Origin of the sequence: Beijerinckia mobilis, from assembly GCF_000745425.1 — a bacterium.
Lineage (GTDB): Bacteria > Pseudomonadota > Alphaproteobacteria > Rhizobiales > Beijerinckiaceae > Beijerinckia > Beijerinckia mobilis.
In genome coordinates, this window is the sequence record NZ_JQJH01000001.1 from 121517 (window position 1) to 143768 (window position 22252).

The 22252-nt window shown below is 56.6% G+C and carries 19 protein-coding genes and 1 pseudogene; 5 read left to right on the plus strand and 15 right to left on the minus strand.

The genetic code is table 11. The features are described 5' to 3' along the window. Positions 1-110 precede the first annotated feature (110 nt). The 4 genes from DL88_RS00490 to DL88_RS00505 all read right to left on the minus strand — a co-directional run bounded on the left by DL88_RS00490 (position 111) and on the right by DL88_RS00505 (position 6618). Positions 111-1340 carry a nitrate/nitrite transporter gene (locus DL88_RS00490; RefSeq protein ID WP_034991128.1) on the minus strand — a complete coding sequence of 410 codons (1230 nt, stop codon included), beginning with the start codon at positions 1338-1340 and terminating at the stop codon, positions 111-113. A gap of 472 nt (positions 1341-1812) precedes the next feature. Next, positions 1813-2379 (minus strand): flavin reductase family protein, encoded by a 567-nt coding sequence (locus DL88_RS00495; protein ID WP_370736373.1) that lies wholly within the window; start codon positions 2377-2379, stop codon positions 1813-1815. After that, a complete protein-coding gene (locus DL88_RS00500) occupies positions 2380-4122 on the minus strand; it encodes a tetratricopeptide repeat protein (protein WP_051955417.1) in 1743 nt (580 codons plus the stop codon). Between the two features lie 114 nt (positions 4123-4236). Further along, entirely contained in the window at positions 4237-6618 is a 2382-nt protein-coding gene (locus DL88_RS00505) for a plasma-membrane proton-efflux P-type ATPase (protein ID WP_051955418.1), read from the minus strand. Here DL88_RS00505 and DL88_RS00510 point away from each other — a divergent pair. Both DL88_RS00510 and DL88_RS00515 read left to right on the plus strand, forming a co-directional pair. Beyond that, positions 6617-6838: a hypothetical protein gene (locus DL88_RS00510; protein ID WP_034990659.1), complete on the plus strand. Its 222-nt coding sequence runs from the start codon at positions 6617-6619 to the stop codon at positions 6836-6838. The two genes, DL88_RS00505 and DL88_RS00510, sit on opposite strands and share 2 nt — an antisense overlap. A gap of 497 nt (positions 6839-7335) precedes the next feature. Continuing rightward, positions 7336-8562 carry a class I SAM-dependent methyltransferase gene (locus tag DL88_RS00515; RefSeq protein WP_034990661.1) on the plus strand — a complete coding sequence of 409 codons (1227 nt, stop codon included), beginning with the start codon at positions 7336-7338 and terminating at the stop codon, positions 8560-8562. Between the two features lie 182 nt (positions 8563-8744). On the opposite strand, the gene DL88_RS00520 is transcribed toward DL88_RS00515, so the two are convergent. From DL88_RS00520 to hcaE, 10 genes are all read right to left on the minus strand, one after another. Next, the gene (locus DL88_RS00520) at positions 8745-9185 is read right to left on the minus strand and encodes a hypothetical protein (RefSeq protein ID WP_051955419.1); all 441 of its coding nucleotides are present in this window, start codon (positions 9183-9185) and stop codon (positions 8745-8747) included. A gap of 575 nt (positions 9186-9760) precedes the next feature. Then, a complete protein-coding gene (locus DL88_RS00525) occupies positions 9761-11161 on the minus strand; it encodes a carbohydrate porin (protein WP_169741514.1) in 1401 nt (466 codons plus the stop codon). Between the two features lie 392 nt (positions 11162-11553). Then, the gene (gene dmpG, locus DL88_RS00530; protein WP_210165247.1) at positions 11554-12588 is read right to left on the minus strand and encodes a 4-hydroxy-2-oxovalerate aldolase; all 1035 of its coding nucleotides are present in this window, start codon (positions 12586-12588) and stop codon (positions 11554-11556) included. Beyond that, the gene (locus DL88_RS00535; protein WP_034991136.1) at positions 12588-13529 is read right to left on the minus strand and encodes an acetaldehyde dehydrogenase (acetylating); all 942 of its coding nucleotides are present in this window, start codon (positions 13527-13529) and stop codon (positions 12588-12590) included. The genes dmpG and DL88_RS00535 overlap by 1 nt, the downstream gene beginning before the upstream one ends. A 72-nt stretch (positions 13530-13601) precedes the next feature. Then, positions 13602-14855, minus strand: coding sequence for a 3-phenylpropionate/cinnamic acid dioxygenase ferredoxin--NAD(+) reductase subunit (gene hcaD / locus DL88_RS00540; protein ID WP_169741515.1), 1254 nt, complete (start codon positions 14853-14855; stop codon positions 13602-13604). Positions 14856-14862: 7 nt separating this feature from the next. Next, positions 14863-15807 (minus strand): 3-carboxyethylcatechol 2,3-dioxygenase, encoded by a 945-nt coding sequence (locus tag DL88_RS00545; protein WP_034990665.1) that lies wholly within the window; start codon positions 15805-15807, stop codon positions 14863-14865. A gap of 50 nt (positions 15808-15857) precedes the next feature. Next, positions 15858-16670: a 3-phenylpropionate-dihydrodiol/cinnamic acid-dihydrodiol dehydrogenase gene (gene hcaB / locus DL88_RS00550; RefSeq protein ID WP_034990666.1), complete on the minus strand. Its 813-nt coding sequence runs from the start codon at positions 16668-16670 to the stop codon at positions 15858-15860. Then, on the minus strand, positions 16670-16990 hold the full coding sequence (gene hcaC / locus DL88_RS00555; RefSeq protein WP_034990667.1) for a 3-phenylpropionate/cinnamic acid dioxygenase ferredoxin subunit: 321 nt from the start codon (positions 16988-16990) through the stop codon (positions 16670-16672). Before hcaC ends, hcaB begins: the two co-directional genes overlap by 1 nt. A 3-nt stretch (positions 16991-16993) precedes the next feature. Continuing rightward, positions 16994-17551, minus strand: coding sequence for a 3-phenylpropionate/cinnamic acid dioxygenase subunit beta (hcaF, locus tag DL88_RS00560; protein WP_084704713.1), 558 nt, complete (start codon positions 17549-17551; stop codon positions 16994-16996). After that, the gene (gene hcaE / locus DL88_RS00565; RefSeq protein WP_034990668.1) at positions 17544-18926 is read right to left on the minus strand and encodes a 3-phenylpropionate/cinnamic acid dioxygenase subunit alpha; all 1383 of its coding nucleotides are present in this window, start codon (positions 18924-18926) and stop codon (positions 17544-17546) included. The genes hcaF and hcaE overlap by 8 nt, the downstream gene beginning before the upstream one ends. Positions 18927-19067: 141 nt before the next feature. Between hcaE and DL88_RS00570 the strand changes: the two genes are divergently transcribed. The 3 genes from DL88_RS00570 (at position 19068) to DL88_RS00580 (ending at position 21809) form a co-directional block, all read left to right on the plus strand. After that, positions 19068-19961, plus strand: a complete 894-nt coding sequence (locus DL88_RS00570; protein WP_034990669.1) for a LysR substrate-binding domain-containing protein — start codon at positions 19068-19070, stop codon at positions 19959-19961. A 102-nt stretch (positions 19962-20063) separates the two neighbouring features. After that, complete coding sequence (locus DL88_RS00575) at positions 20064-20981, plus strand: alpha/beta fold hydrolase (RefSeq protein ID WP_084704790.1); 918 nt, start codon at positions 20064-20066, stop codon at positions 20979-20981. 12 nt (positions 20982-20993) lie between these two features. Then, the gene (locus DL88_RS00580; RefSeq protein ID WP_034991141.1) at positions 20994-21809 is read left to right on the plus strand and encodes a 2-keto-4-pentenoate hydratase; all 816 of its coding nucleotides are present in this window, start codon (positions 20994-20996) and stop codon (positions 21807-21809) included. A 93-nt stretch (positions 21810-21902) separates the two neighbouring features. On the opposite strand, the pseudogene DL88_RS20710 reads toward DL88_RS00580, so the two are convergent. After that, positions 21903-22201, minus strand: a pseudogene (locus DL88_RS20710) (ATP-binding protein); the annotation flags it as partial. Between the last annotated feature and the right edge of the window lie 51 nt (positions 22202-22252).

Consider the following 22252-nt stretch of genomic DNA (forward strand, 5'->3'; position numbering starts at 1 on the left):
GATGGGGTCCACGGCAGCCAGCGCGAGCCTGAAACAGTCTGTATGTGTTGCGATGGGTGTATGAAGTCCGGCGCCCCGGGAGATGCGGGGCGCCGGACAGGCGGGGATGGTCAGGCCGCTCCGGCGACCTTGCCCATATCCGCGCCGGAAATCGCTTCCTCGGAAGCCGAACGCCAACGGCGCTGACAATAAAGGAGGCCGAGAAGCGCCAGAACAGCCAGCAGGCTGAAGAGCAGGAAGCCCGGGCCGTAGGAACCAGTGAGCTGCCGCGATGCGCCGAGCGAGGAAGCGAGATAGAAGCCACCGACGCCGCCGCTCATGCCGACGAGACCCGTCATGATACCGATGGAATGCGCGAAATGTTGCGGCACGAGCTGGAAGACAGCCCCATTGCCCATGCCGAGCGCCAACATGCCGAGGATGAAGACTGGCAGAGCCAGCCACATCGAGGGCAGACCGGCACCAACAATCGCGAAGACGATGGCGGCACCAATATAGAAGACAATGAGAGCCTTGACCCCGCCAACGCGATCAGCAATCGCGCCACCAACGGGACGGACGAAGGAACCGGCGAAAACGACGAGCGCCGTGCAGGTTCCGGCCCATGTCGGCGCCAGGCCATATTGATCGTTGAAATAGATGGTCAGCGAGGAAGCAAGCCCGACAAAGCCGCCGAAAGTGACACTGTAGAAGAACATGAACCACCAGCAATCCGCCTTTTTCAGCAGCGGCAGCCAGGCGGACAGAGGCCGGGCGGCCGGACGGCGCGGCGAATCCTTCGCAAGCACGATGAAGATGACGAGAACGATCATCAGCGGGATGGCGGCGAGGCCGATGACATTGAGCCAGCCATAAAGAACGGAGAGGCCCGGAGCGAACAAAGCCGCGAGCGCGGTTCCCGAATTGCCGGCGCCGGCGATGCCGAGCGCCGTGCCCTGATAATGCGGCGGATACCAGGAAGAGGCGAGTGGCAAGGCCACCGCGAAGGAAGCCCCGGCGAGACCGAGAACCAGCGCCAGCGCGAACATGAATTCATAGGAATGCGGCGCGATGAACCAGGTGGTCACGAGCCCCGCAATCACGACGATCTGTGCCGCGATACCAACGCGGCGCGCGCCATAACGATCGACGAAAGCGCCGAGCACGACGCGCAGAATGGCGCCCGCCAGCACTGGCGTTGCAACCATGAAGCCTTTTTGGGCAGCGTTGAGATGCAAATCCTGCGCGATCGAGATCCCGAGCGGACCCAGAAGCACCCACACCATGAAGGAAATATCGAAATAGAGAAAAGCGGCAAACAGCGTCGGCAGATGCCCTGCCTTGAGGAAACCTCGATCCATGGGTTTCGGTCCGATGACGAAGGTCGTACAAGATCGCTTCGTCGCCCATCTGGGCCAGGCAAGCCGCCGATGACCTGCCGGTTCGTTTTGGGCCAGCGGAATGTCGGATGGTTCCGAACCCATTCCGTGACTTGAAGCCTTTTCAAAGAATAGCGAAAAGACTTTCGGCCCGCGCCACATCCTTCCGCCGTTGAAAGGATGCTTCAATCGAACAGGGTATTTCAGTCTTGCCGCATCATCTTCTCCACGATCGGTCGATCGTCTTATTGGAGGGAATACGACAAGCCTTTACCCTGTGCAATTTGACGCAAGCTTTATGCCACACTGGAGAAATGATCGTTCTTTGCCGACAGCCCGTACGATCAAGGCGCACACAAGCATTTCAATGCCTTGACAGCAAACATTGTGCACATTCTTAAGGCAGTTTGATGGGCCTGCCCCACGGGCTGACTGTGAGAGGCGGAAGAAAAACCTACAAACCCTCGGGAAGCTTGGAACGCATCATCTCCCTCCGGTTGATGCGCCGCCCATCGACGATAAAGGTCCCGTCGCCAACGGCATGGATCGTCTTTTTCTCCTTGCGGGCCTTATCGTAATAAGCGGCCACACCAGCAAGGACGATGATATTGTGCCGCTCGACGATGTCGACAACCCGACATTCGATATTGGCCAGACATTCGCCGATAAGCGGCGCCCGGACATGGTTCGCCGGAACACGGGTCAGGCCGAATGTCGCGAATTTATCCGTATCTTTTCCCGAACACGTACCAATGCCGACAATTGTATCGATCAGATCCACGGTCGGAAGAGCGATCACGCATTCGCGCGTGTTCTCGAGCGCGGCATAGGAATAATTCCAAGGTCCGGTGGTTATGGCGAAGGAGGCGGAAAAATCCAGAACCATGGTCCAGCTGATGGTCATGACATTGTCTTTGTGACCATCATGCGTCGCGACCAGGATCACGGGACCCGGTTCCAACAGTGTGAACGCCTTGCTGATCGGCAGGGTCTCCATGCCTTCCTCCCTTCCCCGCTCCATTCACTCGCTATCCTGCCATTCCATACGATTGGTCGGCAAAACCTCTTTCATTTCCGTCATCTGGTTGAGCAAAGTGATATGATCTGGGTTGAAAACTTGCGTATGCGCTCCGGCGAGGAGACGATAGAGGTCGAAGGCTGCGGCCGCCTCTTCGCCCTTGTTCTGTAACAGCAGAATATTGGCGAGTGTATTGAGCGCCGAGGCGAGATCAGCGGTAAATCGCCGGGGTTGCCGATCCGCGAGAGAACGAAACAAGGCCGAAGCTTCTCTCGCCAGACCGAGCGCCGCCTCAAGCCGATCGAGACGCCGCAGCCTGTTTGCGTGATTATTCAGCGAACCCGCAAGATGATGGGTAAAGGCGTCAGGCCGCCGTTCCGCGAGCCGGCGATAGAGCAATGTCGCTTCCTCGGCGGCAGCGAGCGCTTCCGCATCGCGTTCAAGATCGCTCAGGCGATTGGCCAATGTATTGAGCGAACCTGCAAGGTTCGGCAGATAGACATCGGGATAGGCCATCGCCAAGGGACGGCGCAGGCTGACCGCTTCTTCCGCCGCGCATAAAGCCTCCTCGAACCGCCCGTTCGCGGCGAGACTATTGGCCAATGTATTCAGTGAAGCCGCAAGATCAGGTGTAAAGATATCCGGGCGGCTTTGCGCGAGGCGGCGGCGGATCACGACGCTTTCCTCTGCTGCCTCAAGGGCCTCCACGACGCGGTTGAGTGCGCTCAAACCATTGGCCAGCGTATTGAGCGAAACGGCAAGATCGCGCAGGAAGCGTTCGGGCTCGCATTCCGCAAGAGCGCGGCGCAGCCGCACACTTTCCTCCGCCTTCGCCAGCGCTTCCTCACGCCGGCCAACATCGCGCAAACGATTGGACAATGTGTTGAGCGCCATGGCAAGCTGGGGCGTGAAGGATCGCGGATCACGATCCGCCAGAAGAACAAATTGCTCCACGGATGTCTGCGCGACGGCCAAAGCCTCCTCTCGCAGGCCAAGATCGGTGAGCTTATTGGCAAGATTGTTCCGCGCCGTCGCGAGAACGGGAGCGAAGACCGCCCTTTGTGTATGCGAAAGCTGCTCGTAAAAGGTGACCGCCTCACGCATGATTGCAAGCGCCTCCTCACGCCGCCCCAAGGCGCTCAGCCTGTTGGCGAGATTGTTGAGCGCGCCGGCGAGATCCGCTGTGAAAATCTCGGGCGCGAGGCGACTCAAGGTGCGATAATGGCTCACGGCCTCATCGGCTATCACCGCAGCCTCTTGGCGCACGCCCAGATCACTGAGGCGATTACCAAGATTGCTGAGCGTCATCGCCAGCGCCGGCATAAACTGCTGCGGCGTCCTCGCCGCGAGACGCCGATAAATCTCGACGGCCTCACGCGCGGGCACAAGCGCATCGGCACAACGATCAAGGTCACCGAGGCAGCTTGCAAAAATATTGAGGGAAAAACCGAGATCGGCCTCTGCACTCTCACTACCCTCTGCGGTCAGCAGGTGGCGCAGGGCAAGAGCCTCCTCGGCAGCACAGAGCGCCACGCTCCGTCCGCCAGCCTCGCTGAAAAGATTGGCGCAAAGCTCAAGACTGTAAGCAAGACCCGCCATCGCTGCAGGCTGCTTCTGCTGGGCGAGTGGGCGATAGAGCGAGACGGCTTGATTGGCCTCCGCAAGGGCCTCACTCCATCGGCCGTGGCGGGCGTGGGTCAGCGCGCGCTCACGCAGGGTATGCGCCTCATCAAGAAGCTGGTTCATCGATCGCGGCCTTCTGTGATCCCTACAAGGCGGCTTGAGGCCCATCGTCCGGCATTCCGGAGCAACAAAGGCGCGCACAAGACTATCGGTATTTTCGAAAAAGCCATAACCGCATCATTGAATAGCCAGACACCGAAACAGGACGACTTTTAGCTGATCGAGAACGAGAAGATAGGCAGCAACGACGCCTAACAGCAGAAGAATAAGCCCGAAACTGACCGGCGTCATGAAAATGCCAAGGCTCGCCATAGCCGTGACCGCGAGCAGATCCAGGATCGAGCTCGTCATCAGCCAAAAACTTGGGCGCGACCGCCAGAACGGGCCGCGCTCACGGACCAGATAGACATTCCCCTGCCCGGTCGCGACGAGCATGAGGAAGACCAGGGTCTGCAATTCCCCCAGCGTAAGGCCAAGGAGGTCACGGCCGACGAAGAACACGCTGAAGGAAAGGATCAGGACCAGAGCCGCCAGCACCCCGCCCGTCAGCATCAACAGGCGCAGATCCCAGCGATCCGGCTGCGGCGAATAGGACACATTGTCGGTGGCAATCGACATGGTGACAAAATCATTGGTGAACAGCAGCAGAACGATCAGGAACGGCGTGATCACGAAAACCTGCGTGATGATCACGCCAATCGTCAGAAAGACAGCGATTTCGATCGTCTTCATGATCTTGTTGATCGTGTAGGTCAGCATACGCTGATAGATATGGCGGCTGATCCGTACGGCCGTCAGCATGTCGGTAAGGCCTGGCGCGGTGAGGGCAACGCCCGCTGCGGCACGGGCGACATCCGTTGCGCTTGCGACGGCTACGCCGACATCGGCCTGCCTTAGCGCAGGCGCGTCATTGACACCATCGCCCGTCATGCCAACGATGTGACCGGCCGATTGCAGCAACCGGATCAGGCGGATCTTGTCTTCGGGAAAGACACGGGCATAGACGCCATAATCAAGAGCCCTGGCGCTGTCGAGAGATGCGACCATGTCGGCGGAGGCGACCGGCCCATCGATGCCAATTCTTTTGGCAATGGCATTTGCCGTGACGGCATCGTCGCCCGTCACCATAATGACTTTGATCCCGAGTTCCTTCAATCCCTCCACCAATGCAGCGGAATCGGCGCGCGGCGGATCTTCCAGGGCGATGAGGCCCGCTAGCCGCAAGTCGGCGCGGCTCGTACCCTGGCCCACGGCCAGAACACGCGCTCCCGAGGCAGCAAGTCGCGTGATCGCCTCCCGAGTCACCACCTCTTGATTGATAGCCTCCTTTTTATCGGCTGCTCCGGCGACCAGAGCGGCGACGGCCTGCGGCGCACCCTTGACCACCCAAAGCGGCGCCTCCGCTCCCTCATAATGGCCGAGCGAATAGCGGCTGGCCGGATCGAAAGGAATGAAGTCGATCCGGCGCGGAGGAGCAGCAAGCAGATTGCGTGCGGCCGCCGCACTCAAAATGGCAAGGTCAATCGGATCCTGCGTCGCTGGATCGCTGGCAAGCGCGGCGAAGCGCAAGAGTTCATCGTCCGATGACGCCGTGAAACGGGTAAGCGCCGCGAGCGTCAGGCGGTTTTCCGTCAGCGTGCCGGTTTTGTCCGTACAAAGCACATCCATACCTGCCGCTTCCTCGATTGCCGAGAGACGTGTCAAGAGCACGCCGGAGCGCGCCAGTTCGGCCGCACCAAGAGCCGTTGCCAGGGTGAACGTCGCAGGCAAAGCCGCCGGAACGGAAGCGACGATCAGGATCAGCGCGAAGGACAAAACCTCTTCCGGCGGCAGGCCCGCCCAGAATGCGTAAACGAGCAGCGCGGAGATCAGCACGGCATCGATCGCAATCAGAATGCGCACGATCTTGAAGATGATCTCCGCCAGATGGCTGGTCGATCGCGCCGTCCGCACCAGTTCGGCTGTCTTGCCAAAACGGGTACGCGGTCCCGTCGCGATCACTTCGCCGGTCGCTTCCCCGCGCCGCACGATCGCTGCCGCATAGGCCGTCGCGCCTGCTCCAGCTTCGACACCGAGAGATTCGCCAGTCAAGCTCGACTGATCGAGTAAAATGCCGCCTTCGAGAATATGGATGTCCGCCGGCGACAGATCCCCCATGCGCAGATGGACGATATCGCCCGGCACGAGTTCCGCCGACACGATCGATCGCCAGCAGCCGCCGCGCAGCACGCGCGCATTGGCTGCGAGCCGATGCCTCAGAAGGTCGAGCGCCTTGCCGGCCCGTCCTTCCTCGACGAAGCTGATCAGGGCGTTGACGCCGAGCAGCGCGCCAATGACGGCGGCCTCTCCGGACTTCCCCAACAGAAATTGAAGGAGAATGACCGCTTCCAACATCCATGGAATTGGTCCCCAGAGCTTCTTCAGAAACTCGATCAGCGGATGAGTGTGCTGCTCCGGAATCACATTCTGCCCATAATGCGCCAGACGGCGACGCGCTTCCTCCTCCGTAAGGCCGGTCAAACCGTAATCTGTCTTTGCACTGCTGGACGGCTGATCCATGCGGCTTCTCTCCACCGACGAGCCGGAGTGTGGACCGCGCCGATCAGATTTTCTCGCGATCAATGAAGTGAAACGGCAAGCTTGTCTTTCTACCTTGGACATTGAAACGGTTCAATTCAGCTTTGTTGCTTACACGCGCGGCATCGCTCTTGTGGAAAACGGCAGGGCGCGCGATAACATTAAGCCGAATGATAGCACCGTCTTTTCGAAAGCTATTTGAGACATTGATACCAAGTCTCGATGAGAATGCCCTGTGCGCCTACCCGCGCAATGCTTTAACCTGAGCCAATTTCGCTTGAGATATGATTCGATCCCCCGGATGAGAAGTCCGCGCTGAAGGATTTGTTCCTGCCGCCTAAACGGCGACGCCACCTGCCGAGATGAAGCTGGTCCTCTGTGTTAAGGACGGTTGTTTTCATATGGCGGTCGATCTGCGCCATGACCCATCCACCTATCTGCAATAACAAGCCGATGAATATCGGTCGAAAGCGCGAAAAGGGTTATCATCCCGGCAGCCCCCGCCTCCGGCTTCCTGGTGATGGAGGTGGCGAGCGAGATGTTGTAACGTCGCTTTGTATATTACGTGCCCGAATCCGCGCGCGGTATTGCCTGGAACAACCCCGCACTTGGGAACAACAGGCCGCTGTCCGCCACCGACCTTTCGGAACTCGACCGCAACCATTTGCTGATTACGCCAAAATTTAAGGGATTCGATTGATGAAATGCCGTCATTGCCAAACGCCACTCGAACATGTGTTCCTCGATCTCGGTTTCGCACCACCGTCGAATGCCTATTTGAACAAGGAACAGATGCAGGCGCCAGAACTGTATTTTCCATTGAAGCTCTTTGTCTGTCATCAATGCTGGCTGGTACAGACGCTCGATTTCACACGCGCCGACGAATTGTTCAGCGCCGATTATGCCTATTTCTCCTCCGTCTCCTCAAGCTGGCTCAACCATGCGAAGCTTTATGCCGAAATGATCATGAAGCGCCTCGACCTTGACCAGAACAGTCTCGTGATCGAGGTCGCTTCCAACGACGGATATCTTTTGAGAAACTTCGTGGCGGCCGGAATTCCGTGCCTTGGCATCGAGCCCACGGCAAGCACGGCACGAGCGGCACGGGAAATCGGCGTGCCGGTGCTGGAAGAGTTTTTCGGCGAGGTTTTGGGGCAAAGGCTGGCCAAGGAAGGCAGGCAAGCCGATCTGATCGCGGGCAACAACGTCTTTGCCCATGTGCCCGACATCAACGACTTCACCAGGGGACTAAAGGCAGCGCTGAAGCCCGGTGGCACCATCACGCTGGAATTTCCGCATCTGATGCAGCTGATCGCATACAATCAGTTCGACACCGTATATCATGAACATTTTTCCTATCTGTCGCTCCATACGGTCGAACGGATTTTCTCGTCGGCGGGCTTGCGTGTATGTGATGTGGAGGAATTGCCAACCCACGGCGGGTCGTTACGGGTCTATGGCTGTCATGAGAACGACGCGCGCGCTGACGCGGCTTCTGTCGCAGCATTGCTGGCGCAGGAGGAAGCGGCGGGGCTGCATGATCTTGCCCTCTATGACACGTTCCAGGCGCGGGCCAACAAGGTGAAGGACGATTTCCTTTCCTTCCTGATCGCAGAAAAGGCAGCAGGACGCATGGTCGTGGCCTATGGCGCGGCGGCGAAGGGAAATACGCTGATCAATTATGCGGGGGTGAAGCCGGACCTGCTACCCTATGTCTACGATGCCGCGGCCTCCAAGCAGTGGAAATTCATGCCCGGCAGCCACATTCCGATCCTGCCCCCCTCAATGATCACAAAGCTGCGGCCGGACTCAATCGTTGTGTTACCGTGGAACATTGCAACAGAAGTGAAAACGCAGATGGCGCACACAAAGGAATGGGGGGCAAGGTTCTTCACGGCCGTGCCAGAGATGATGGAACTGCCATAAAGATCGTCATTACGGGTGGTTGCGCGGGGTAAAATGCCACCGCGCACCATATGCCAAGCTTTATGGCCACGCGAGTGGCACGTTGCGGCGGCGATCACAGGTTCCAGCCTTGCATCTCGCCTTGGACATTTGGTTTGCATGTCCAAAGCGGCGGGATGTTTACGAAAGACGCTTGAACCGACTTACCAACCAGGACCCCAGTAGCCGGGCCCGAACGGGCCATAACCCATCCCCGGTCCCCATCCCCAGGCGCCCCAGTTCCAGCTGGCATCCTGATATTCGAGCGCAATCATCTGCTGCTGATCCAGAAGCTGCTTCTGCTGGCGATAGGCCTGATAACGCGCAAAAGCTGTCTGATCGCCGACATAGAGGCAGTTACACACCAGAGGGTCAGCATAGACATAGGTTACGGCATTGCCGCGAACACGTCTCAGAAACTGGTGTGGCGGTAGTTGTTTCAACATGGCTTGCCGCTGCGGCGTATTCGCCGGCCGGCTGATGAAACCGGCGGCCGCCAAATGGTCTTCAGCCTCGCTCACGACCTGCTGTTGTGTCGCGCAGGCCCCGAGCAACATAAACGCCGCGGAGGATAAAATCGCCGCAATTCTTCCAGGAAAAGCCATCCTGATCCCCTTCTTCCCCTAACAGGAATCGTATGATGCCATAATTCAGAAAACCATTGGCAAAAATTTATCAGGTCTCCCGATTGATATCGGGCCTCAACGAGCAAGACCGACTAACTCCTGAGGGTCACGAGGGGCAATTCCGTTATTTTGAAAAGACGATTATCATGGAATTTCGGACGCAACGGACTTTGAAGCTTGAGCGCATAGATGCGGCAGGAATTTTCCAATCAAGAATCATTGGCCCTATCGGGGTTCCGAATCGGCCTGTGAAGCCGACCCGGTCTCACACATGAACATGCCGAATAACTGATCCGTCAAATTCACGCGGAGGTTACCTGCGATCAAGTATAGTCTTTCATCGCAAAGACAAGGATTTGTGTAAATTTCCACCGAGACACGGAAAGGGTTCGCCGCAGCTCGACAGGAAACCCCGTTTCCGTAAGTCCGTTGAAAAGACCTTGCCCACCGTCCCTCCCATCAAAAAAGACGGAATCCCAACAAACTGCAATGGAAAAGACGCGATTCCTTTTTATCGAGGGAGGCTTTATCTGATCAAAGGTACCATTGCAGGGTCAAAATGCGATGAATGTGCTTGCAAGAAAATTCAGAGCAGATCCCTGACCTTTAAAATAGGTAACGCTCGGCTTATCCGTATAAGTGGCACCGACCGTAAGCGATAAACCAGGTCCGAACTTCCATAAATAGGATGCCGTGATCGAATTATTGGCGTGGCGCGCGTAGGTCCCAGTTTTTACTGCCGAGAGATTCGTCAGATCGGCAAAATAAGAGCTCAATACATTATGCTGGTAGACGATCGATATCATGTCCGACGGTCGGGAATCGAATAGGCCGAAGCTATAGAGGCGTGCTTCGTAATATTGGCTGAAAATATTCGTCTGCGGCGGTGCATACATGAATGACACACCGCCGTAGATGCCGCGGTAAGCCTTTATCGGCGAGGAAGGTTCGATTTGCCAGAACTGGCGGTCATACAAGACGTAATACCCGTAATTCGTGCTCTCGCCATTGGTCTCATAATTATGAAACAAAGATGAATTGTAGATGATACCGGACCGAAACCACGTATAGGGATTATCCGGAGCCGCTTTCTGCTTATAACCAATCTCATCAATATAAAGGGCGCGCGCCCCAGGAAGGTTAAAGTCGAGACCGACCGGATTGGCACGCACCGAGTCATAAATCGTTGAAGAGGTGGGCGCCATGCTTCGTGCAACGCCGAACTGGTTATAGAAATTCTCTGCCATATTATATTTCATCCAGGCAGTCGGCTGCGTGACAAGCGACGCCGAAAGACCGAGCTGAATGGGAATTGAAGAGCTGGGACCGAAGGGATTTTGTAATTGTCCACCGACATAAATGCCTACGAAAGTCTGGGCATTGGACAAATAACCAAAACCCAATTCGACTTTCCTGTCGAAAAGACTTTGGTAATAGGCAAGCCGGTAAAATCCATAATTAGTCGGGATATAGGGCTGCCAGCTGCTGTTGACAAAACTGCTTCCAATCTGGAGCTGCCCATCAGGAATTCCATATTGAGAAAGGTCGTATGTCAGAAACATATTGGTTTGACTATTGATACTGCCTCGTTCTCCCCAATAGGTTTGCTTGCCCCTCGGATTCGTCAACGGCGTATCGAGTGTATTGACCGCAAAGGCGGATATATTGCCGGCCCAAAACCCAATTCCATATCGCGCGAGGTTTGATCTCCAACCATCGGTATCTTGCGTTAATGTATTACCGTAGGAGAAGAAAGGAATATTCCATCCCTTCCAGCCATAGACCGTGTCAAGCTGAGAGATAGACAATCTTGGAGGAGCATTCTTTACGATATCACCTTCCGCATTCACACGGCTACCTGATTGCTCTGAGCGCTCTGCTTCTGCAAGAGCCTCCAGTGAGCACAGGGTTGTTCCCATGCCAGTTCCAACCAAAACAGGTAATAAAGAGGTCATGCGACACAATAGCCCCGTGACGACACGCCTTGGTCTGGGGCATGATCTCGCATGCATTCCAAAATATTTCACCCCGTCCTCCCCGTATTATATATTTATCATCACCCGTTCAAATTCTTGGCCGCTAGGCCTCACTCATCGAATAGACTGTCGACATGTGATGAGAATGTTGAATGATTATCGATGACATTGCCTCAGGTGGCACCGCTTTTCGAAGACCATTCGCCGTTTATTCATTCAGCGTTTATTTCGCTGGATCACGATTTGCCACGGTTGTACCCAGATTTTCATTTCGGTGCTGGCACGCATCCATAAAATTTGTAGCCCTACTCCGTTGTCGCTCGGAGACGGAGCGTTCGCATCAATTGTAGCCCTGAGGCAATCGTCATCGCTTATTGTGTGTTTTCTCTGATTCTTGCGACATCGAGAGCGACATCGAGGATCATATCTTCCTGTCCTCCCACCATGCGTCTGCGTCCAAGTTCGACGAGGATCTCACGTGTATCGACGCCATAGATTTTCGAGGCATTTTCGGCGTGGCGCAGGAAGCTCGAATAGACGCCGGCGTAGCCCAGCGACAGGCTTTCCCGGTCCACTCGCACAGGGCGATCCTGCAGTGGACGGACAAGGTCGTCGGCAGCATCCATCAGGCGGTAAAGATCGCAGCCGGTGTCGAGGCCCTTGCGATTGAGCACGGCGATAAGGGCTTCGAGCGGGGCATTACCTGCACCGGCGCCCATGCCGGCGAGCGAGGCATCGACCCGGACCGCACCAGCCTCGATGCCCGCGACGGCATTGGCGACGCCGAGCGTCAGATTGTGATGCGTATGCACGCCGATTTCCGTTTCCGGCTTTAAGGTGTCGCGCATCGCACGGACTCGGGCGAAATAATCCTCCGGCAGAAGCGCTCCGGCGGAATCCGTCACATAGACACATTCAGCGCCATAGCTCTCCATCAACTTGCCCTGCTCCGCCAGTCGCTCCGGCTCGAGCATGTGGGACATCATCAGGAAGCCAACCGCATCCATGCCGAGATCACGCGCTGCCGCCAGATGCTGACGCGAGACATCGGCTTCCGTGCAATGGGTCGCGACCCGTACTGAACGGGCACCGGCCGCATAGGCATTTTTCAGATCATGGGTGGTGCCGATACCGGGCAAGAGCAGAACAGTGACAACAGCATGCGTGCAGACCTCCGCCACGGCGGCGATCCAATCGGCGTCGTCATGGGCGCCAAAGCCGTAATTGAATGTCGAGCCAGTCAGGCCGTCACCATGCGAGATTTCAATGGCATCGACCCCCGCCGCGTCAAGAGCGCGGGCGATCAACCGGACTGTGTCGATCTCATATTGATGGCGAACAGAATGCATGCCATCACGCAGGGTGACGTCCTGGATGTAAATCTTGTCAGTGTTCGGACGCGCCATCATGCAGCCTCCTTCGCAAGCACTGCCCCGGCCCAGCGATCGGCTGTGACCAAAGCCGCCGAGGTCATGATATCGAGATTGCCGGCATAGGCAGGCAGGTAATGGCCTGCACCTTCCACTTCGAGAAGGATGGTGGTCTTCAATCCGGTCGCGAGGCCGATGCCGGGTATGCGTACCGGAGCATTGTCACCGATGACATCGAACTGCACATTCTGTTTCAAGCGGTAGCCCGGCACATAGGCGTTCACGGCCTGCACCATGTCGAGAATCGAGGCTTCTATGGCCTCGCGCTCACCACCCTGGGAGAGGGTGAAGATCGTATCGCGCATGATTGGCGGCGGATCTGCTGGATTGAGGATAATCATCGCCTTCCCGCGCTCCGCTCCGCCCAGTTGCTCGATAGCCTTCGAGGTCGTCTCGGTGAATTCATCGATATTGGCGCGCGTGCCCGGGCCCGCCGACCGTGAGGAAATGGTCGCGACGATTTCGGCATAGACGAGGCGTTGGACAGCCCGACGGACGGCATAGACAATGGGAATTGTGGCCTGCCCGCCGCAGGTCACCATATTGACATTAGACTCGTTGATATTAGCATTTCCATTAACGGCAGGGATGGTGAAGGGGCCCAGGGCGGCGGGCGTGAGGTCGATGACCTTTTTGCCATGAGCCTGAAGCAGGGTATTGTTGGTGGCATGCGCCTTGGCGGATGTCGCGTCGAACACCAGTGCGATCTCACTGAACCGCGGCATACGCATCAGCCCCTCAATCCCTTCATGCGTCACCGGAACGCCAAGACGTACAGCGCGGGCGAGGCCATCAGAATCAGGGTCAATGCCAACCAACGCACCCATTTCGAGGTTCCTCGCAGTGTGCACGACCTTCATCATCAGATCAGTTCCGATATTGCCGGAGCCGATGATCGCGCATTTCAGTTTGGCCATTTCCATCAACTCCCGAAATATTTGATATTGTTCCCGTGCTGTCGGGCAGCTGCATAAAATTCGGCGCCTTTTTCAGCGACCGCATTCCACCAGTTTGCGCAAATCCACTCTGGGATCGGCGAGCAGGGCGCGATCCGTCACCTTGAAACGATTGGCGATCATGGTACGGATCGGCCTCATTTCTCGTCCATTGTCGATTGTGACAGCGCCGACAACCACATCGTCCACAAGCCCCAGCATTGTGGATTTGAAGCCCTCCCCTGTATTCCGATGAAGCCATTCCGATGCTTCATGAGAACCGGCGACCTGAAAGTTATGTCCATACTGGTCGGTCCAATACCAGGGCACATCCATGGAACAGGGTTCCCCGGTAACCATGCTACGCCCGACAGCCGCGCCTTGGCTCTGCGCATTGGCCCAGGTTTCAAAACGCTGGTGATGACGCGTCGCCGGATTCCATTGACGCACGGCATCCCCGGCGGCGTATATCTCCGGCCGGCTGGTACGACCGTATTCATCCACGACAATGCCATTTTCCACATGCAACCCAGCGGAGACAGCGAGCTCAGTATTGAGTTCAACACCGATGCCATAGACAACCAGATCACCGATGAATGGACGGCCATCTTCAGCGCGCAATAAGACGTCGCCATTGTTGCTGCATGAGGCCCCGTTCAGGGTTACCCCCAATTCGAACCTCACTCCCTTTTCGACGTGTAATCGGCGCAAGATATCAACGAGCGGATCAGGAGTGCCTCTGGCCATCAGGCGGTCAGCACGTTCGATCACAGTCACTGTTGCACCAAGAGCAATGGCACTTGCCGCGACCTCGAGTCCGATAATGCCGCCTCCCACCACCAAAAGACGGCAACCGGGTGTAAGCGCGCTGCGCAATCTCTCCGAGTCGTCGCGTGTCCGCAGGGTGAATACGCGCTCGCCAAGCTGATCAAGCAGCGGGTAGGCACGCGCCCGCGCGCCGGTTGCGAGCAGCAATTTATCGAAGGTAAACTCCTCGCCGGAGGCAAGCGTGAGACGATGTGCGGCCGAATCGAGCCGCACTACGGAGCCGCCAAACAGACATTCGATATTCTTATCCGCATAATAGGTTTCGGGATAAATGGTCAGTTGCGCCGCTTCGGGCTTCACTAACATTTCCTTTGAGAGCGGCGGCCGCTCATAGGGCGGATATGGTTCAGCACCCACCAGAAGGATTCGCCCGCTGAAGTTTGCCTCCCGCATGGCGGCTACGGCAGAAGCGCCGGCCCGGCCGCCCCCCACAACAACATACACAGGTACATCGCTTACATCGGCCCTTGCGTTCATCATTCTGCCCTCACGCAACCAGGCTTTCGGCGCTGACCATGCCCATGCCGGCGATCCATTCATCGATTGGATGGTAATAACGTCTCCGCGCTTTATAGCGGCCTGCGGCTTTGAGACTGGCAAAGGCAGCGATCCATGTGCGAATTTCGTGTCCCCCGCGTCCTCCCCGTTCCAGGATTTCGTCGTCCGTCATGGTAAGGAAACGATCGAGATCATCGTTGAGAAAATTGTCGATGAGGCCAAGATCCCATTCCGGATCGAGTGGCTGCGAATTCCCCTTGCGCTCGGCAAGCAGCCGGCCATTGTTCAACACATTCTCCTGGCGCTTGCGCCGCGCCTCTGGCGTTGGATTACGGCCAGCAATCAGGAATTCCTCTACTTCTGGTGGGACAGAGCCAAATTGCGGCGTCGGCGGATCATGCGAGAGGCCGCCAGAACCGATGACGAGAATGCGCTCAGGCCGCCCAGCGAGGAAACGCCCCACCGCATCCCCAAGCTTCAACACACGCCGGCAGGGTGGCAGGGGCTTTGCTGCGCTATTGATGAAAATGGGAATGGTGGGATAGCGCGTCACACTGCCGGTCAACAATTCCAGTGGCTGGGTGAAACCGTGATCCGCCTGCATGCGATAGGAATAGGCTACATCAACATCGTTTGCATTGACAAACTTCACCAAGTCATGGGCAATGGCCTCGGGCACATTGAGTGGACCTTCGCCGATATCCCAATCACCGGCGCATTGCGCGCGTATGCCAATGCAAAATGGCGGCATCAGATCGTAAAAAAAGCCGTTGAAATGGTCAGGGGCAAACAGCACGATCATTTCCGGATCATATGTCTCAACTTCCTGCGCAAGATGCGCGAACATGTCACGTGCGGTGGTCTCGACCTGGGGCTCAGGGTGGATGAAATCCATCATCGGGCTATGCGACACACAGATGAGTTTGAGACACATGATGCAGATCCTCCCATGATGATACGCCGACGCGTTTGTTGTTGTGTCGGTTAGAGCGTCAATCCACCGGCGACATGCCGGATGCCGCGAATTCCAAGTCCGCAGTCGGCATTGATCAACACACCTGAGAGCGTCCGATTGTCCGTACGGGAAGCCAGAAGCACATAGGGACCGGTGAAATCGGCGGGTTCGGGGAAGAACTGGAGCGGCAGAATCGCCCGGATCGCCTCGGGAGTGCGCGAATCCATAATTCTTTTATCCTGCTGGCCAAGTGCCTCTGGGCCGCGCAAATCGCTCGCCATGCCGCTCGGTCCTACCGCGTTGACACGCACTTTCGGTGCAAGTTCGTAGGCGAGCTCCCGTACGAGCCCGACAGCTGCATGCTTCGAGGCCGTGTAAAGAGGGCCTCCGCCTCCTGGATAAAAGGCCGCATTGGACAGGGTGAAGATCATGCTGCCCTGTGATTTGAGCAATTCCGGTGTGGCGGCCTTGGCGCCTAACAGATAGCCCTTCAGGTTGACGCCTATGAGTTCGTCAAACGCCGCAGGGAGATTCTCCGATGAGATATCGACGAGACTTATGCCGTGGTCCCAGACCGCAGCATTGCCGATAAAACAATCAAGGCGACCGAAATTGGCTATCGTCGCGGCAACAGCCTTTTCGTTATCTGTCATACTGCGCACGTCGCCGACAACAGCGACGAAATTTCTGGGAAAATCCTTTACGAGTTGTGCGACTTTCTCCGCCGACCGTTCCAGCACGCCGACACGGGCCCCCTCGGCGAGGAAACGCTCGACCAATGCACGGCCGAGCCCCGACCCTCCACCGGTGATGAGAACCACCTGATCCTGCAGTGCTCCCATCACCTATCTCCTGTCGGCACGAATACATAGATTGCATCGCCCTCGACGAGCGTCTCAAAGGTGGCGAGATCCACGGTCGCGGGCTGGGTCAGCGCCTTACCGGTTTTCAGGCAGAAATGAGCGGTATGGACCGGGCATTCGACGGTGCAATCATCCTCGATATAGCCCTCTGACATGGATGCGCTTCCATGTGTGCACAGATCTGCCAGTGCGTAATAATCGCCATTATGATTGAAGAGTGCGATCGCGGGACTAGTATCCAGGCGGCGCGCCCCTCCGGGCGGAAGATCCGCCGTGGTACAGACATATAATTTTTTCATGATTCACAACAGGATGCTGATATTGGCGGTGGTCAGGGTGAATTCATCGAGTTCAAGATGCCGGCCGAACAATTCCCATCCCGATGCTGTTTCGACGCGACGCAGACGATCACGACGAGTCCCGATAAATGTATGATGATCACGCTCTTTCGCAGCGCGATGGACCATGTAATTGCACGAAAGTTCCAATTCGTTCTCGACAATCGATAAAATACGGATATTCGAGACGAAATGACGCGTGCGCGAAGCAGGCTCCTCTGACCAGGCAATCCCTGTTTCAAGCCGTGCAATACGGCGCTCAAGCTGATATTTGTCTTCCTTGAAGATATAGGTCGTAGCAGGATGCAAATTCTTTTTACGGTCCCGCACCTGCGCAAGTGTATTGGTATCGAGGGTGTATGATATATCCTCCGCGACGACACCAAGCCATTCGCGGAAACGCCGGTCATCCAACAGTGACGCCTCAAGGTAGAGAAATTGCTCTACCTCATGTTGCAATACGGCGTCCGGCAATGGGCTTGGTTCACCGAGCAATGGGATCGAGGTAACGGCTTCAAGCATAGACCGCCTCCTTACCGACCATCACCTCGGCCTCGTAGGATGCGGCAAGCGCCTTGATCTCGGCCCAGCTCGATGCACACATCATATCGGACCAACGCTTATAAAAGCCTCTGGCTGCTGTCTCTGCAAATGTATTATTGGTGATTCCAGGAATGCCGTCTGCACGCTTTTCCTCGAAGCCAAGACCCATTTGCACACAGAGATCCGTCTGCTGGGCGATGTGGCCTCGCAACACTTTCTGCACTTCGACCCAGTTTTCGGAATCGTCCTGTTCCAACATGCCCGCCGGGCCAAAAGCACGGGCATGGCTCTGCTTGAGGGCTTCCTTGACATCATCAGGCGCGGCAGCATCTGCGATACAGAACGCCCAGACTTCGATTTCGTTTGGCCCACGAGGATGCCACACACGTAGAGTCTGCGTGCCATTGAGCCATGAAAGCGTTGGAAACATCGTGTTGTGGCCGGCAAGACGCAGAGCCCGCACGCGTCCGAGACGTTCTTCCACCTCGGGGAACGTTTCGCGGAAATAGTTTGAGACAGCTCCTGCCACCCACACATTGGCATCGGCGTTTTCCGTAAAGAAGAACGCACTGCCGTGACCGTTGCCGGAAAATTGGATTCCTCCAAGCCCGTTTGCCCAGGCTGGCTTTGCCGTCTGTCCTATTCCGAGAGGTGAACCATCCGGCTTATTCGTCGTCACGGGCTGAAGCACCTGCACTGCGGAGCCATGAGTGTATGGTGCGTGATATTGGTCGGAACAGAATTGCTCGGCAGCAAATTTCCAGTTGCAGGGAACCACCCATTTGTGGATACCGCCGACAACAACAGTACCACCATCACGACGGTCAAGGAAACCATCGAGATACCACGCCATGTCACCTAGGTCGTCCTCAAGCGACGGAGCGGTCACATCCCAATTGCCGAAGACAAGCCCCTTGTAGATGGCGAGACGCGGCACACGGCGCATGCCCCATTTTGATTTGTTCAACCGGCTTCTGTAAGCCTCCTCCTCCAGAGGAACAGAGGCAAGGGCGCCATCAAGTCCATAAGCCCAGCCATGATAGGGGCATGTCAGAAAACGTGTATTGCCAGCATCGGCGTGGCAGAGTTTCATACCGCGGTGACGGCACTGATTCAGGAAGGCAGCAACAGATCCATCCTTCTGCCGGACCACAAGAATTGGATCTTCGCCCATATAAGTATTGAAAAAGTCGCCAGCCTTCGGGATGAGGCTTTCGTGGGTCAGGAACAGCCATGAACGCGCGAAAATCCGCTCAAGCTCCTGCTCATATATATTCCGATCAGCATAAATGACCGGCTTGATCGTTCCGTGTTGGACATCGATCAGTGTGCGGACGTCAAGCTTGTCGTGCATAGAGTGACCTCCCTTGGTTCCGATGACCCGGTTCATTAAGTGGTCCGGGTGTGCAGGTGACGCGAGATTTCGCACCAATGGAGAGACAGTGGAAATATTTTGTTTCTTGCGAAGTGAGATGTAAAATGTCTAAGTGTATCCATGCAGCTTAGACATCTTAGATATTTCGTGGCCGTGGCCGAGGAATTGAACTTCACGCGCGCAGCGGAACGGTTGAATACGGCACAGCCTTCATTCAGTCAGCAGATCCGTGATCTCGAGGAGGAAATTGGTACGCCACTCTTGATCCGCAATAAGCGGCAAGTCACCCTGACCGAGGCAGGGAAGGTGTTTCTGGATGAAGCCCGCCTCGTTCTCGCTCAGGCACAGCGGGCGGTGGTCATGGCACGCCGTGCGGCACAAGTCGCTGAACGGAAATTCACCATCGGCTTTTTGCCTGCCGCCGAGGTTAAAATCTTCCCCAAAATGTTGACGGCGATGCGTGCGCGCTTTCCCAATTTCAATCTGATTTTTCGGAGCCTGACGACGCTGGAGCAGATCGAAGCGCTGGCAAACAAGGAGATCGACATTGGCTTCCTGCGCCCGCCTATAGCCGATCCATCGCTCGCCCTGGAAACGATCCTGACCGAACATCTGATGGTGGTAATGGCAGAGAACCACCCTATGAGTGTCCATCACGAGATCGATATCAGAGAAATGGTGCGGTTTCCATTTCTGCGGATTTCTCCTGAAACAGCGGGCGGCCTACACCAGGTAGTCGCGGACTATCTGCGAAGTGCGCAGGTTGAACCGACCGCATCTCAGGATGTAGACTCCGTCTTGACGATGATGGCTGTTGTCGGGCTCGGCGATGGCTTCACCCTGCTGCCCGATTATGTGGAACAATTGTTGTTCCGCAATGTCACGGTCCGCCCATTGCGGCCGCCGGTTCCAAGCGTGCCTCTCTGCATGGCGTGGCACAGGGAGAATCAATCGCCCGAACTTTCAGCGTTCCGCAACCTGGTAAATGAAGGTCTGGGCCGGGAACCGAAATAAGACATGAAAAGTCTTAATGACTGCGGGATTATGTATTGGCGTCGTCCTGGAGGTTTATCCATTTTGCAAGGCGTGAATAATATCGTCGAGGAACACGCCATAATGGAAGCAGCACAGGCAACGCATCCGGTTTTAACGCGAACACAGATATCGAGCGGCACACAGCCGGAACTGCGATCCCTATGGTCAGCCATCGCTGGTGGTGACATCCATTTGCATTTTATCGACGCCAAGGGTGTACGTACCCGCGTGCTAGAGGCAGGACAAGGTCCTGTTCTGTTATTGCTGCATGGGGTTTCCGGCCATCTTGAGGCCTATCAGCGCAATATTTTGGCGCATGCGGTGCATTTCCGTGTGCTGGCCGTGGATATGCTCGGCCATGGTTTCACGGACAAGCCTGCACGCAGCTATGAAATCATTGATTATGTCGAACATTTACGTGATCTGATCGATGCCCTGGGTGTCGAGAAAGTGCATATGTCCGGTGAATCCCTGGGAGGATGGGTGGCAGCTCGCTTTGCCGCGACCTATCCGGAACGGATCGATCGCCTGGTTCTCAATACGGCGGGCGGCATGATCGCCGATCCTAAGGTCATGGAACGGCTCAAGACGTTAAGCCTCGCCGCCGTACGCTCGCCAGATCGGGAAGCCACGCGGAAACGGCTCGAATTTCTGATGCTTGACCCGACCATCGTCACCGAGGATCTCGTTGAGGCACGCTTTGCCTGTTTCCGTCAGCCGGGGATGATCGAGACGATGGAACGCATCATGTGCCTGCAGGACATGGATGTGCGTATGCGTAACCTGTTGACACAGGAGGAACTGGGCCGCATCACCGCGCCGACCCTGGTGCTTTGGACGACCCATGATCCGACCGCTTCGGTGGAGGTTGGCCAGCGCCTGGCAGATCTCGTCAAGGACAGCCGGTTTACAGTGATGGAGAATTGCGGGCATTGGCCACAATATGAGGATCCCGATACGTTCAACCGGATCCATATCGATTTTCTACTGAACCGTTGAGCCATGCCCGCCATGTCTGATCTTACACTTGCACCGCGTTTGGATAGCGCGGAGATTCCCCTACTCGCGGATGAGCTTCAGCGCGCAGCAATCACCCGCATACCCTGTGCTCCCATTGCTGCGCGGCTGCCTGCGGGTGATCTCGAGGCTGCCTATGCCGTGCAGGAGATCGGCACGAACCGCGCGCTTGCCGAGGGCCGGATTCTCTCTGGCCGCAAGATCGGGATCACTTCCAAAGCAGTGCAAAAGCAATTGGGTGTCGATCAGCCCGATTATGGCATGCTGTTCGATGACATGGGGGTACCGGACGGCTGGGAGATCGCCCCTGATCGGCTCATCCAGCCCAAGGTCGAGGCGGAAATCGCTTTCGTGCTCGGTGCCGATCTCACGAGCGAGCATATAACTCTCGCAGACGTAATGAGTGCCGTGGAATATGCTGTCGTTGCCATCGAGATTGTCGATTCACGGATCGCCGAATGGCGCATCGGTATCGTCGATACGATTGCCGACAATGCATCATCCGGTCTTTACGTTCTCGGCAACCGGCCCCGCCGTCTCGATAGTCTCGATCTGCGGATGAGCGGCATGGCTATGTTCAATCGCGGCGAACTCGTTTCAAGCGGTGTCGGTGCTGCTTGCCTCGGCCACCCACTCAATGCTGTCTGGTGGTTGGCAAGGACCATGGTACGGGCCAATCGTCCCTTGCACGCGGGGGATACAGTCCTGTCAGGTGCACTTGGCCCTATGGTGGCTGTGAAATTTGGTGAGACTTATGAAGCCCATGTCGATGGCTTCGGCTCAGTACGCGCTTGCTTCGCTGCCAACTAGGGCTAAGACTGCTTACCTCGGCCTTGGGTCAGGCGTGGTGCTTGAGACGCTAGCTTTCGTCTCCCGTTTCGACGATGTCGCAATGATGCGCGAACCGTCCTTGCCGGCGCGCACGCAAGCGCGGGAGATAGCGATGGCCTGATGCGTCTTGCCCGTGCCGGTTCCACAGATGAGAGCGACTTTGCGTGCAAGTCGATAAAGTCGCCCTGCTGGAGATCGCGCACCCGCCATTCGTTGATCGGTCTTCCGTCGAAGGCGAAGTCGTCAAGACCCTTGGCGGGCAGCAGTTTGGCAATCATCAGTTGGTATTTGATTGAGTGTATGTGCTTTTCACCGATTTCGGCGGCCAGCAGATCGCCCACGATATGCGGCGGATCATGCTGACGTTGGACGCCGCCGGCCGCAGCCTATCCGATCAGGTGAAGAGGTCAATGACCTGATCG